Genomic DNA, 13,185 nt, shown 5'->3' on the forward strand with positions numbered 1-13,185 from the left:
CCTGGCGAACAAGGCGCGGAATCTCCCGGAGCGGCGCGCTGGACGGCCTATCCGGAAAGTTTTCCTTACAGACCTGAAAAAGCGTCGATACCGCCTGCCAGACGCTCCGCCTGCGTAAGGATTTCTTGACAGGGCGTTCAGCCAGGCTTCCAGGCGGGAGCACCATTGGCCGACCAGCGGCGGTTTGCACGGGGTCCTGGCCTGTGCCATATGAAAGCAAAGCGCCACCAACCGCCGGGGAATGCCACGCAATGCCGCACATGGACGAGCTCTACGACAGCCTGGTCAACCTCTGCTACGAATGCGTGCTGGATGGCGGGGCCTGGCGGCCAATGCTGGAACTCCTGACGGCGGCCACCGGCCACCAGTTGGGCGCCATGCTCTTCCTCGACCAGCACAAGAAACGGCCGCAGGTCACCTCCATCAACCTCTGCGACCCGGCCTGCGTGGAGGTCTACAACGCCTACTACCACCAGCTCGATCCGGCCAAGGACGTGCTGGTCCCGCGGCCGGTGGGCAGTTGGTATCACGACCTGGAGGACCTGGGCCCGCAACGCATCCACCGCGACCCGTACTACCAGGAATTCCACCTCCCCTTCGGCATGAGCAACATTTCCTGCATCAAGCTGCACGAGCAGGCCGAATCGGGCGTCTACCTGTCGCTGCTGACCGCTGTGGGCGCGGCCTTGCCGGAGATGCGGCAGCGCGACCTGCTGATGCGCCTGAGCCCTCACCTGGTGCGCGCCGCGAAGATGTCCAACCACCTCCAGAACCTGGAACTGGAGGTGGCGCACCGCGACCTGCTGCTGGAACGCCACCCCGCGCCGCTCTGGCTGCTGGATGCCGAAGGCCGGGTGCGCTACTGCAACCGCCAGGCCGAGCAACGCCTGAGCCACCCGGCGTTCGCCCTGAAGGGCCTTCAGGGACGGCTGCATGGCAAGACGCTGGATGGCCGCCTGCAGGCGCTGATCCACCAGGCTGCCGGCCAGGATGGCAAGCGCCGCGCCGGCTGGCTGCCGCTGCCGGGTGAAGCGCAAGGGCGCCTGCTGGTAACGCCGGTGCCCGAGTCTTCGCCGCTGTCGGCCCGGCACACTGGCCCGCTGGTGCTGCTGACACTGCTGGAAGGCCAGGCCGGGAGCCGATGGCTGGCTGACCTGTTCCAGTTCAGTCCGGCGGAGCAACGCCTGGCCAACCTGCTCGTCCAGGGCTTGGCGCCGGAAGCCTGCGCCGAGCGTCTGAATGTTTCGATCAACACCATCCGCACTCAGTTGCGCGCGCTGTTCCGCAAGACCGAAACGGAACGTCAGGCGGAGCTCGTCACCCTCCTCGCTCGCCTGCAGGGCCTTTGATTCCGCTGCAATTCACCCGTTTTAAAGCGCGATTTCATCTATCTGAATGATTGCGGGCAGATCGCCATCAACTAAGGTTCTACACGGAGACAGCACCTGCCTTTATCCCGCGTGCCGGGTCAAGGAATCCACGTTTGGCCAGAGGAGGTGGCGTGTGGAAGAGTCCAGTGATCCGGAAGAACTGAGCAGAGGCATCCAGCAACAACAACAGGTCAAGCAGGAACTGGCGGCAATCAAGGCCGAACGCGAACGGCTGCGATTCGACACACCTGCACCGCCCCGGGAAGAGGCGCCGCCGCCGAGCAACATCCTTCCCTTTCCCAGCCGAACACTGCCAAGCCCCGGCCTGCGCTGCGGCAACGCACTGCTGCTGGACTATCTCTATGGCGTCGAATCGGACGCCCTGCGCAGCCTGCCCGAGGAGCGCACCCGCCAGTTGTTCGATTTCGCCACCAGCGCGCAAGCGGCTCGCGCCCTGCGTTGCCGCCGGCGCATGCTCGCCCGCGCCCTGGACGAAACCTGCCTGGACGCCGGCAAGGGCGCGCGCATGCTGTGTGTCGCCGGTGGCCACTTCCGCGAGGCGGAGCTGGCCCGCGAACTGCGCCACGGACACTTCGGCGAAATGCTGGTGTTCGATGACGACGCGGCGCGTCTGGAAACGGTGCGCAAGAGCTATGGTCCCTTGGGCGTGCGCACCCGCCTGGGCAACCTGAACCAACTGCTGAACGGTGAGTGCGAGTTCGAGGGCTACGACCTGGTGTATTCCTCCGGAATCACCGAGCTGCTGGATGACCGGCGTTGCGAACGCCTGGTCCAACGCCTGTTCCAGGCCCTGCGGCCGGGCGGCCGCCTGTTGCTGGCGAACTTCCGGCCGGGCATCAATGCCATCGCCTTTCTCGAAGGGCTGCTGGACTGGCACCCGCGCTATCGCCACGACGCGCAGATGCTCAGCCTCCTGGATGGGGTCGATTACAACCAGATCGCCTCGGCGCGGGTATTCCACGACATCGGCCAGCGCATCGTCTTCCTGGAGGCGGTGAGGTACGGCTGAGCTGCCCTGGCCCTTGAATGGGAGAGAGTCCCGTAGGTTGGTCCGAGCCTGCGAGGCCCAACGTGGCCAGTCACAGGCGCCGCAGCGTTGGGCTTCGCTTCGCTCTGACCAACCTACAAAAGCCCTCACCCTGTAGGAGCGAATTCATTCGCGATTGAAATCGCTCCGGAAGCGGCTCAGCCCTGTTGCAGGTGCCCGTAGAGCTTGGCGTAGAGCCCGCCTTCGGCGATGAGCTGTTGGTGGTCGCCGTCTTCGGCGATGTGGCCGCCGTCGAATACCAGCACCCGGTCCGCCTGCTTAACCGCTGACAGGCGGTGCGCGATGATCAGGGTGGTACGGCCGTTGAGGAAGGTGCCGAGGGCCTGGTGCAGGGCGTATTCGGTGGCGGCGTCGAGCGCCGAGGTGGCCTCGTCGAGGATCACCACCTTGGGTTCAGCCAGCACCATGCGCGCGATGGCCAGGCGCTGCCGCTGGCCGCCGGACAGGCGCACGCCGGAGCGGCCCACCACGCTGTCCAGCCCCTGGGGCAGGTTGCGGATGGTGTCGGCCAGCTGGGCGATTTCCAGGGCACGCCAGCAGGCGTCGTCGCTGCGCTCGCGGCCCATGGTCAGGTTGGCGCGCACGCTGTCGTTGAACAGCGCCGGGTGCTGCAGGACCACGGCGACGTTGTCGCGCACCTCGGCCAGGCCGATCTCTTCCAGCCGGCAACCGCCGTAACGGATCTGCCCGGCCTGGGGCTGGTACAGCCCCAGCAGCAGTTGCACCAGGGTGCTCTTGCCACCGCCGCTGGCACCGACGATGGCGACCTTCTCGCCGGGGGCGATGGACAGGTTGAGGCCATCGAGCACCGGTTCGTCGGAATAGGCGAAGCGCAGGCCCTTCACTTCGATGCCCACGGTTTCGCGGCCACGGAACGGATCGACGCTCGGGCTGTACTGGGGCTCGTCGGCACGCGCCAGCAGTTCGTTGATGCGGCCCAGCGCAGCGCCAGCGGAATAGTAGGAATACTGCAGGCCCAGCAACTGCTCCACCGGGCCGATCATGAACCAGAGGTAGCTGAACACCGCCAGCATCTGGCCGATGGACAGGTCGGAGAACAGCACGGTGAGCATGGCCGCGGCGCGGAAGAAGTCGATGCCGAACTGGAACAGTAACCCACTGGTGCGCCCCGCCGCGTCGCTCTTCCACTGGGAGGCGACGGCGTAGTCGCGGACTTCCTGGGCGCGCTGGCCGAGGCGGCCGAAGAAGAAGCCCTGGCGGTTGCTGGTACGCACTTCCTGGATGGCTTCCAGGGTTTCCGTCAGCGCCTGGGTGAAGCGCGCGGTGCTGTCGTTCTCCAGCTTCTTCAGGTGCTTGACGCGCTTGCCCAGCTGCACGGTGGCGTAGATCACCAACGGGTTGAACAGCAGGATCAGCAGCGCCAGTTTCCAGTGCATCCAGACCAGGATGGCCGCCGTACCGGTGAGGGTCAGCACGGCCACCAGGAAACGGCTGAGGGTTTCGCCGACGAACTTGTCCAGGGTGTCCAGGTCGGTCACCAGGTGGGCGGTGACGGTGCCGCCGCCGAGGCTTTCGTATTCGCCGAGGGAAATGCGCTTCAGGCGTTCGATCAGGCGGGTACGGATGCGGTACACGATGTCCTTGGCGAGCCGCGCGAACAGCCGCGCCTGCAGCACGTTGAACACCAGGGCCATGCCGCGCAGGACCAGGGTCACCACCAGCATCAGGCCGATGTAGCCGACAGCGTTTTCCCAGGGCGCGGGCAGGAAGTGGTCCATGAAACGCAGCGCGGCATCACCGCGCTGCAACAGCACTTCATCCACCAGCAACGGCAGCAACAGCGGAATGGGCACGCTGCATAGGGTGGCCAGTACGGCGACCAGGTTGGCCAGCCAGAGGGCTTTCTTGTGGCGCAGGGCCAGACGGCGGATCTCCGCCCAGCTCAAGCGATCAGGCATGGTTGCCCCGTTCCAGCCAGCGACCCAGCAGCGGAGCCAGTTCGTCGAGCGGCTGGTAGCCGTTGGTCAGCAGCGCCAGCTGGCCATCGCGCTCGGCCAGCAGGGTGGGGAAGCCGGCGATGCCGAGGTCCTGCACCCAAGTGAAGTCGGCAACGGTCGCCTCATGGCTGGAGGCGGCGTCGAAGGCTTCGGCGAACTCGATGCGCGGAATCCCGGCCTGTTCGGCCAGTTCCACCAGGACAGAGGCCTGGGTCACGTTGCGGCCTTCGGCGTAAAAGGCGTGCTGGATCAGCCGAACCAGCGGCCAGGCCAGTTCCGGCGCGAGGGAACGGGCGACCACCATGGCGCGGCAGGCCGGCTCGGTGTCGTAGATGAAGTCGTCGGGCAGGGCTCCGTCGAAGCGGAACGGCTGCCCGGTGGCCCGATGGACCGCCTGCCAGTGCTCGAGGATGTAGCGCCGGGTGTTGGCATCCAATGCGGCGCCCTGGCCGGTACGCAGGCCGCCGGCCACCAGGTGCAGCGAAACGCCGGCCGCCGCGGCCTGTTCGGCGAGTGCCGACGCCACCGGGGCGAAGCCCCAGCACCAGGAGCACATGGGGTCCATCACATAGAGCAGGCGGGCGTTGGACAAACTCAATCCTCCAGGGCTTGGCGCGGGTCGCGGCCAATCGGGTGCGGCAGGTTGCGGGCCTTGGCCAGCTCGATCTGCTTCTGCCGCTCGATGGCGCTGGCGCGGGTCTTCTCGCTCAGGCTGTCCCAGCAGTGCGGGCAGCTGATGCCGGGCGCGTAGTGCTCGGACTGGCGATCTTCCACGGAAATCGGGTTACGGCAGGCGTGGCACTGATCGAAGTCGCCTTCGGTTAAATCGTGGCGCACGGTGACGCGGTTGTCGAAGACGAAGCAGTCGCCGCGCCAGAGGGTTTCGTCCTGGGGCACTTCTTCCAGGTACTTGAGGATGCCGCCCTTGAGGTGGAACACCTCTTCGAAGCCCTGGCCGAGCATGTAGCTGGAGGCCTTCTCGCAGCGGATGCCACCGGTGCAGAACATCGCCACTTTCTTGTGGCGCGAGGGGTCGAAGTTGGCCTTGATGTAGTCGGGGAATTCGCGGAACGACTTGGTCTGCGGGTCGATAGCGCCCTCGAAGGTGCCGATGGCCACTTCGTAGTCGTTGCGGGTATCGATCAGCAGCACGTCGGGGTCGCTGATCAGGGCGTTCCAGTCCTTGGGTTCGACGTAGGTGCCGACCTGCTGGTTGGGGTCCACGTTCGGCACGCCCAGGGTGACGATTTCCTTCTTCAGCTTGACCTTGGTGCGGTAGAAGGGCTGCTCCTCGCAGTAGGACTCCTTGTGGTCCAGATCCACCAGACGCGGATCGACCTTGAGCCAGGCGAGCAGCGCATCGATGGCTTCGCGAGTGCCGGAAACGGTGCCATTGATGCCTTCTTCGGCGAGCAGCAGCGTGCCCTTGACGCCGTTGTCCAGCATGGTCTTGAGCAGGGGTTCACGCAGCGCAACGTAGTCCTTCAGGGTGACGAACTTGTACAGCGCCGCAACAACGATCTGGGTCATGCGGTGACTTCCTCCAGTGGTCGCCCGCGTAAAGGGCGGACCGGGTGACAGAAACGACTGCGCCGGCGTGGGCCGGCGCGGTGCGAAGTCTATCAAAAAGCGGCTGGGATCAGGCTGCGATAAATGGCCCCAGGGATCAGTGGTCGTGCTTGCTGCCGCCAGCACAGGTGGGCGAATCCGGCGCCGCGCCCTGCTCCGCCCATTCCTCGGGGGTGTAGGTGTGCAGGGCCAGGGCATGGAACTGCCCCATGAGCTCGCCCAGGCTGCCATAGACCTTCTGGTGGCGCTTGACGGCGTTGAGCCCGGCGAACGCCGGGCTGACGATCACCGCCTTGTAGTGGGTTTCCAGGCCGCGGCTGTGCATGTGGCTCTCGTCCAGTACGTCGAGGTGCTGGGGGTCGAGGGCCTGCAGGGCGGTCAGGATGCGGTCACGCATGGACATCGGTGGACTCCGCTTACTGCTTCTTCTTGTCCTGGGGCGCCAGTTCGCTGGTCATCTCGCTGAGCAGCTTGTTGACCTCGGGCACGGCGGATTCCAGGCGGGTCTGGGTGAGCTGGGCGGACTGCTGGGTCAGCGCAGGCATCTTTTCCAGCACTTTCTTGCCCAGGGGGGATTCGTAGAAGGCGATCAGGTCCTTCAGTTCGCTCTCGGAGAAGTTGCTGGTGTAGATCTTCACCAGTTCCGGCTTCAGCTTGTCCCAGCCGACAGCCTTGTCCAGGGCGGCGTTGGCCTTGGCCTGGTAGCTCTCCAGGGTGGCCTTCTTGCTGGCCGGCGCCTGGGACTGCTGGAAACGCTGCTCGAACATCTGCTGCACCTGGGCATAGACCGGAACGGTCAGCTTGTCGGCACGAGCGAGCTTGAGGAAGCGCTCGGCATCGGCGGCATGGCTGGCGGCGTCGGCCAGAACCTGGCCGCTGGCACAGGCCAGCAGTACGGCGGTGCAGAGAATGCGAAGCTTGGTCATTAGGTATCCTTGTCTGGGCACGGATGACGGGGACTGCCCCGGGGCTGGTCATTCTGCGCTCAAGCCGATATCGGGCTCAAGCGGCGGTTTTTTCGACAAGTACATGACGAAAATGTGCGATGCCGCACTCCACGAACATGTTGTCAAAACGCCATCACTTGCTCATGCTTTCGCCCGCTGGGCATGCTTTGCCGGCCAGGAACCTTGTCGCGCCCATCGACGGATTTTCCGATGAGCTGCAGCCGGCTTCCCTCGGCTCCGTACGAAAAATCCCCCAAAAGGACTGATGTCGTACAGAACCTGAAGTGCCCAGGCTTTGCACACACATGGACGTGCTCAATGAATAGCCATATCTCCACCCTGGAGCCGGGACTTCCCGCGCTCTGCGATGCCCGCGGCAAGCTCGCGCCCGCCGCTGTCGGCTGGTCAAGCCGGCCACGCCTGAACTGCGCGATCCCCGGTCACATGGGACGGCGCAAGCGCTGGAACCACTGGTGCATCACCACCCCGCGCTGGATGCTCTCGCTGACCCTCGCGGACCTCGATTACCTGGGCTACGGCGCCGCCTACTTCCTCGATCTCGACAGCGGCCAGGCCGTCGCCCATACCCAGCTACGCCCCTTTGCCCTCGGTTGCCGGCTGCCGGATACGCCGCTGGAAAGCCACAGCTTCCACCACTCACGCCTGCAGATCCGTGTCGATGAGCACCCCGGCCGCCTGAGCGTGCGGGTGGAGGCGCCGGATATCGGCGGCCAGCCACTGCAGGCCGCCCTGGAAGTGCTGCGCCCCGCACACCTGGACTCGGTGAACCTGGTCGCGCCCCTCCCCGGCCACTGCTTCCACGCCAGCAGCCGCCAGCTCGGCCTGCCCGCCAGCGGCAGCGTGCAACTGGGCGAACGCCAGTACCAGTGCACCACCGGCCAGAGCTTCGCCGCCCTGGATTTCGGGCGCGGCGTCTGGCCCGTCCACAGCCACTGGACCCGCGCCGCCTTCGCCGCACCCGGTGGCATCGCCGGCAATTTCGGCGCGGGCTGGACCGACTCCAGCGGCCTGACCGAGAACGCCCTGTGGTTCGGCGGCCGCCTGGCCAAGCTCGACCGCCCGGTGCAGATCGAGCAAACGCCGAACAATCCCCTGGCTCCCTGGCTACTTTTCACCGCCTGCCGACGGGTCGAACTCACCTTCACGCCACGTCAGTTGCACCAGGCCTGCCCGCGCCTGGGCCTGTTCTACGCCGATACGCGCCAGTGGTTCGGCCGCTTCGACGGCGTATTGCGCAGCCCGGATGGCGAATGCGTGCCGGTGACCAATGCCCTTGGCTGGCTGGGTTCCACCCGCGCACGCTGGTAATTGCCCGAACGGTTGAACCGAGTGCCGGAGAGAGAGCCTAAACTGCGGAATCAATAGCCGGAGCCAACCCACATGAGCCGCACAGAAACCGACAGCCTGGGGCCAGTCGACGTCGCCGACGACGCCTACTGGGGTGCCCAGACCCAGCGCTCGCTGGAAAACTTCGCCATCGGAGGCGAGCGCATGCCGCTGGCGGTGGTGCACGCCCTGGCCCTGATCAAGAAGGCCGCCGCACGGGTCAATGGCCGCGACGGCGACCTGCCGCCGGATGTCGCCCGCCTGATCGAACAGGCCGCCGACGAAGTGCTGACCGGCAAACATGACGACCAGTTTCCCCTGGTGGTCTGGCAGACCGGCAGCGGCACCCAGAGCAACATGAACGTCAACGAAGTGATCGCCGGCCGCGCCAACGAACTGGCCACCGGACAACGCGGCGGCAAGAGCCCGGTGCACCCGAACGATCATGTGAACTTCGCCCAGAGCTCGAATGACTGTTTCCCCACGGCGATGCACATCGCCATCGCCAAGGCGGTGCAGCACGAGCTGCTGCCGGCCATCGCCGAACTCGCCGACGGCCTGGCCGAGCAATCCGCACGGCACGCCCATCTGGTGAAGACCGGCCGCACCCACATGATGGATGCCACGCCCATCACTTTCGGCCAGGAGCTCTCTGCCTTCGTCGCCCAGCTCGACTATGCCGACAAGGCGATCCGCGCGGCGTTGCCGGCGGTCCTGCAACTGGCCCAGGGCGGCACCGCCGTGGGCACCGGCCTGAACGCGCCCCACGGTTTTGCCGATGCCATGGCCGCCGAACTGGCCGCGCTGTCCGGGCTGCATTTCGTCTCGGCACCGAACAAGTTCGCCGCCCTCGCCGGCCATGAGCCCCTGGTGAACCTCGGTGGCGCCCTCAAGACCCTCGCCGTGGCGCTGATGAAGATCGCCAATGACCTGCGCCTGCTGGGCTCCGGCCCTCGCGGCGGCCTGGCCGAGGTGCGGCTGCCGGCCAACGAACCGGGCAGTTCGATCATGCCCGGCAAGGTCAACCCGACCCAGTGCGAGGCGCTGTCGATGCTGGCCTGTCAGGTCATGGGCAACGACGCCACCATCGGTTTCGCCGCCAGCCAGGGGCACCTGCAGCTGAACGTGTTCAAGCCGGTGATCGTGCACAACCTGCTGCAATCGATCCGCCTGCTCGGCGACGGTTGCCGCAACTTCCAGAAGCACTGCGTGGCCGGCATGGAGCCGGACGCCGCGCGCATGGCCGAGCACCTGGAACGCGGCCTGATGCTGGTAACCGCGCTCAACCCGCACATCGGCTACGACAAGGCCGCGCAGATCGCCAAGAAGGCCTACACGGAAGGCACCACCCTGCGCGCTGCGGCCCTGGCGCTGGGTTACCTGACCGACGCAGAGTTCGATGCCTGGGTCCGCCCCGAAAGCATGCTGGAGGCCGGTCAACATGGCTGAAGCGGTCAAGCATGGAGCAACGCCACTGGAAGGTGACGGCAAGCGCATCCTGATGATTCTCGGCACCCCAAAAGGGGGAAGCCTGTGCCATGCCCTGAGCGATGCCTTCGCCCAGGGCGCCCGCAGCGAAGGCCACGTGGTGCGCCTGCTGAAGCTGGGGGAGATGCAATTCGACCCGGTGCTGCGCCAAGGCTACGACCAGAGCCAGAACCTGGAACCCGACCTGCTCGAAGCGCAGCGGCAGATCCACTGGGCCGAGCACCTGGTGTTCGTCTATCCGGTCTGGTGGGGCGGCCTGCCGGCGCTGCTCAAGGGCTTCTTCGACCGCGTTTTCCTGCCCGGCTTCGCCTTCCGCTACCGCGGCCAGCAGTCACAGGCCTGGGACAAGCTGCTGACCGGACGCACCGCCGACCTGCTGGTGACCCTGGACACCCCGCCCTGGTACTTCCGCTGGATCTACGGCGCCCCGGCACACCGGCAGATGGTGCGCACCATCCTCGGTTTCTGCGGCATCAAGACCCGCCGCCTGACCGAGTTCTCCCCGGTGCGCCCTTCCTCCGAGGAACAACGCCAGACCTGGCTGCGCAAGGCGGAGACGCTCGGCACCCGTTGCTAGGTTCCTGATGTGGAAGCGATTTCAATCGCGAATGAATTCGCTCCCACAGACGGCTATTCACCGCCCGCCAATGCAGCCGCCTCACGCCGCGCCCGCCAGCTGCGCACCAGCGATGGCGCCAAGGCGGTGAGGGCCGAACCCAGTACGACGAACAGCGCGCCGGCGTAGGCGATCCAGTTGATTTCTTCCGGCTGCACATGGTCCGGCCAAAGGGCCGCGCAGGCGGCGACGCTGGCGAAGGTCACCAACGGGGTGATGGCCAGGGTGGCGCTGACCCGCGACGCCTCCCAGTGGGCCAGGGCTTCGGCAAAGGCGCCGTAGGCCACGAGGGTGTTCAGGCAGCAGGCCAGCAGCAGCCAGCCCTGCAACGGGCTCAGGTTGAGCGCTTCCAGCGGATGCACCCAAGGCGTCAGCAAGGCGGCGCAGCCGAGGTAGATCACCATCATCACCTGCGCCGAACTCCAGTGGGTCAGCAGCTGCTTCTGCGCCAGCCCGTAGAAGGTCCACACGGCCGACGCCAGCAGGATCACCAGCACGCCCAGGGTGTACTGGCCCATGGACGTGAGCAGTTCCTCCAGGCGCTGATTGAAGAACAGCCCGAAGCCCAGCACCGTCACCACCAGACCGAAGGCCTGCCCCAGGCTGAAGCTCTCCTTGAAGATGAACAGGCTGCTCAGCAGGAAGAGGATGGGCGCCACCTGGATCACCAGCTGCGTGGTGCCGGGGCTGAGCATCTTCAGGCCGATGAGGTAGAACACGTAGTTGCCGGTCAGGCCGCCCACCGCCAGCACCACCAGCCAGCGGCCACGGGCGCCCAGCGGGCGGAATTCGGGCAGGCGACGATTGGCGCCCAGGTAAACGAACAGCAGCAAGCCGGCGACGATCAGGCGGTACCAGGTGACAGTCACCGGATCCATGGTCTGCAGGACTTCCTTCAGCCAGATGGGCAGGACACCCCAGAGCACGGCCGTAACCAGGGCAAGGAACAGGCCGTAGACCCAACGGCCAGAGGAGATGTGCATGGGAACCTCAGCGGGAAAGCCCGGCCTTCGGATGGCGGGCAGGACGAGAGACGCCATTCTAGGAGCGCCGGTTCCCAGGGCACAGGAACAGTTCCCGCACTGTCGAGGACAGAACTGTACCTGTCGCGATCCGCAGCCGCCCGTCGAGCCCCGGAGCAAGGCTGGCGACGCTGGTTAGACTCAAGATGCCAATGCAGAAAAGGAGGTGGTCCGATGTTCGGCCGACGCGCGTCCGACAAGGCACCTGGCACCCACTACAGAAGCGAGCGTGTCAGTGCCGTGAACGGGCAGTACTTCTTCTCCACCCGAGAGGGAACCCTGGAAGGGCCCTTCTTCACCCGCGTGGATACGGAACGGGAGGTCGCGCTGTACATTCGCCGCGTACAGCTATCCAACGCGATACTTGTCCGACGGGCGCCATGAGCGCCTCACAATGAAAGAACCCGCGCCAGGCGCGGGTTTTTCTTTTGCGGGGGAATGACCCACTGTGACTGTGGGAGCGATTTCAATCGCGAATGAATTCGCTCCCACAGGTCTTTGCCAAGGGGATACCCAAGCCTCAGCGATACGCCTCGAACAGGCCGGTGGCGCCCATGCCGCCGCCGACGCACATGGTGACGATGCCGTAGCGCTTGCCCTGGCGCTGCAGTTCGCGCACCAGGTGGCCGACCTGGCGCGAACCGGTCATGCCGAAGGGGTGGCCGATGGAGATGGAGCCACCGTTGACGTTGTACTTCTCGTTGTCGATGCCCAGGCGGTCGCGGGCATAGAGGCACTGGGAGGCGAAGGCTTCGTTGAGCTCCCAGAGGTCGATGTCGTCGACGGAGAGGCCCTTGGCCTTCAGCAGCTTCGGCACCGAGAACACCGGACCGATGCCCATCTCGTCCGGCTCGCAACCGGCAACGGTGAAGCCGCGGAAGAACGCCTTGGGCTTCAGGCCCAGTTCCAGCGCCTTGTCCAGGCTCATCAGCAGGGTCATGGAGGCGCCATCGGAAAGCTGCGAGGAGTTACCGGCAGTGACCGAGCCATCTTCGGAGAACACCGGCTTCAGGGACGCCAGGCCTTCCAGGGTGGTGTCGGCGCGGTTGCAGTCGTCGCGGTCCACCACGCCTTCGATGATGCTCTTCTCGCCGGTGGCCTTGTCTTCGACGAAGTACTTCACGCTCATCGGCACGATTTCGTCGTTGAACAGACCTGCGGCCTGGGCGCGCGCGGTGCGCTGCTGGCTCTGCAGGGCGTAGAGATCCTGGGCTTCGCGGCTGACGTTGTAGCGGCGGGCGACGATCTCGGCAGTCTGGCCCATGGGGTAGTAGATGCCGGGGTGTTCGAGCTTCAGGCGCGGGTTGACGAAGTTGTCCTGGTTGATGCTCTTCAGGGTCAGGGTGATGGACTCGACGCCACCGGCCACCATTACGTCGCTGCAGCCCGAGGCGATCTGGTTGGCGGCGATGGCAATGGCCTGCAGGCCCGAGGAGCAGTAGCGGTTGAGGGTCATGCCGGCAACGCCGATGCCCAGGCCCGACAGCACCGCCACGTTGCGGCCGATGTTGTGGCCCTGGGCGCCTTCATTGGAGCCGGCGCCCACCACACAGTCGTCCACCAGCGCCGGGTCGAGATCATTGCGTGCCAGCAGGGCGTTCACACAGTGGGCGGCCATGTCGTCCGGCCGGGTCATGTTGAACTTGCCGCGGAAGGACTTGGCCAGGCCAGTCCGCACGCTGTCGACGATCACCACTTCACGCATGACGCACCTCGTTATTGTTGGGATGGAAAGTGGGGTGAGCATAGTTCCGGCCCATGTTTCCCCACCACGATCATTCATCCCGCGTATGCGCGGC

Annotated in this window: 13 protein-coding genes; 6 read left to right on the plus strand and 7 right to left on the minus strand. The window is 65.7% G+C overall.

Annotated features, from left to right (window positions below):
* The first annotated feature begins 251 nt into the window (after positions 1–251).
* Entirely contained in the window at positions 252–1,349 is a 1,098-nt protein-coding gene (locus E8E91_RS05770) for a helix-turn-helix transcriptional regulator (protein ID WP_280374969.1), read from the plus strand.
* Between the two features lie 154 nt (positions 1,350–1,503).
* Positions 1,504–2,400 (plus strand): class I SAM-dependent methyltransferase, encoded by an 897-nt coding sequence (locus tag E8E91_RS05775; protein WP_280374970.1) that lies wholly within the window; start codon positions 1,504–1,506, stop codon positions 2,398–2,400.
* Between the two features lie 176 nt (positions 2,401–2,576).
* On the opposite strand, the gene E8E91_RS05780 is transcribed toward E8E91_RS05775, so the two are convergent.
* The 5 genes from E8E91_RS05780 to E8E91_RS05800 all read right to left on the minus strand — a co-directional run bounded on the left by E8E91_RS05780 (position 2,577) and on the right by E8E91_RS05800 (position 6,892).
* Positions 2,577–4,358, minus strand: coding sequence for an ABC transporter ATP-binding protein (locus E8E91_RS05780; RefSeq protein WP_280374971.1), 1,782 nt, complete (start codon positions 4,356–4,358; stop codon positions 2,577–2,579).
* The gene (locus tag E8E91_RS05785) at positions 4,351–4,953 is read right to left on the minus strand and encodes a DsbA family protein (RefSeq protein ID WP_190827874.1); all 603 of its coding nucleotides are present in this window, start codon (positions 4,951–4,953) and stop codon (positions 4,351–4,353) included. The genes E8E91_RS05780 and E8E91_RS05785 overlap by 8 nt, the downstream gene beginning before the upstream one ends.
* A gap of 38 nt (positions 4,954–4,991) precedes the next feature.
* On the minus strand, positions 4,992–5,927 hold the full coding sequence (locus E8E91_RS05790) for a rhodanese-related sulfurtransferase (protein WP_280374972.1): 936 nt from the start codon (positions 5,925–5,927) through the stop codon (positions 4,992–4,994).
* A gap of 136 nt (positions 5,928–6,063) precedes the next feature.
* Positions 6,064–6,369 (minus strand): BolA family protein, encoded by a 306-nt coding sequence (locus E8E91_RS05795; RefSeq protein ID WP_280372603.1) that lies wholly within the window; start codon positions 6,367–6,369, stop codon positions 6,064–6,066.
* A gap of 13 nt (positions 6,370–6,382) precedes the next feature.
* Positions 6,383–6,892: a DUF2059 domain-containing protein gene (locus tag E8E91_RS05800; RefSeq protein WP_280372604.1), complete on the minus strand. Its 510-nt coding sequence runs from the start codon at positions 6,890–6,892 to the stop codon at positions 6,383–6,385.
* Positions 6,893–7,231: 339 nt separating this feature from the next.
* On the opposite strand from E8E91_RS05800, the gene E8E91_RS05805 reads away from it, so the two are divergent.
* The 3 genes from E8E91_RS05805 to E8E91_RS05815 all read left to right on the plus strand — a co-directional run bounded on the left by E8E91_RS05805 (position 7,232) and on the right by E8E91_RS05815 (position 10,325).
* Complete coding sequence (locus E8E91_RS05805) at positions 7,232–8,242, plus strand: DUF2804 domain-containing protein (protein WP_280374973.1); 1,011 nt, start codon at positions 7,232–7,234, stop codon at positions 8,240–8,242.
* 72 nt (positions 8,243–8,314) lie between these two features.
* Entirely contained in the window at positions 8,315–9,709 is a 1,395-nt protein-coding gene (locus E8E91_RS05810) for a class II fumarate hydratase (RefSeq protein ID WP_280374974.1), read from the plus strand.
* Positions 9,702–10,325 carry an NAD(P)H-dependent oxidoreductase gene (locus E8E91_RS05815; protein WP_280374975.1) on the plus strand — a complete coding sequence of 208 codons (624 nt, stop codon included), beginning with the start codon at positions 9,702–9,704 and terminating at the stop codon, positions 10,323–10,325. The genes E8E91_RS05810 and E8E91_RS05815 overlap by 8 nt, the downstream gene beginning before the upstream one ends.
* A gap of 53 nt (positions 10,326–10,378) precedes the next feature.
* On the opposite strand, the gene E8E91_RS05820 is transcribed toward E8E91_RS05815, so the two are convergent.
* Positions 10,379–11,347 (minus strand): DMT family transporter, encoded by a 969-nt coding sequence (locus E8E91_RS05820; RefSeq protein WP_280374976.1) that lies wholly within the window; start codon positions 11,345–11,347, stop codon positions 10,379–10,381.
* A 213-nt stretch (positions 11,348–11,560) separates the two neighbouring features.
* On the opposite strand from E8E91_RS05820, the gene E8E91_RS05825 reads away from it, so the two are divergent.
* Positions 11,561–11,770 (plus strand): DUF6316 family protein, encoded by a 210-nt coding sequence (locus E8E91_RS05825; protein ID WP_190827568.1) that lies wholly within the window; start codon positions 11,561–11,563, stop codon positions 11,768–11,770.
* Between the two features lie 136 nt (positions 11,771–11,906).
* On the opposite strand, the gene E8E91_RS05830 is transcribed toward E8E91_RS05825, so the two are convergent.
* Positions 11,907–13,091, minus strand: coding sequence for a thiolase family protein (locus tag E8E91_RS05830; RefSeq protein ID WP_280374977.1), 1,185 nt, complete (start codon positions 13,089–13,091; stop codon positions 11,907–11,909).
* Positions 13,092–13,185: the final 94 nt, after the last annotated feature.

It is taken from the genome of Pseudomonas sp. BN515, from assembly GCF_029873155.1.
Lineage (GTDB): Bacteria > Pseudomonadota > Gammaproteobacteria > Pseudomonadales > Pseudomonadaceae > Metapseudomonas.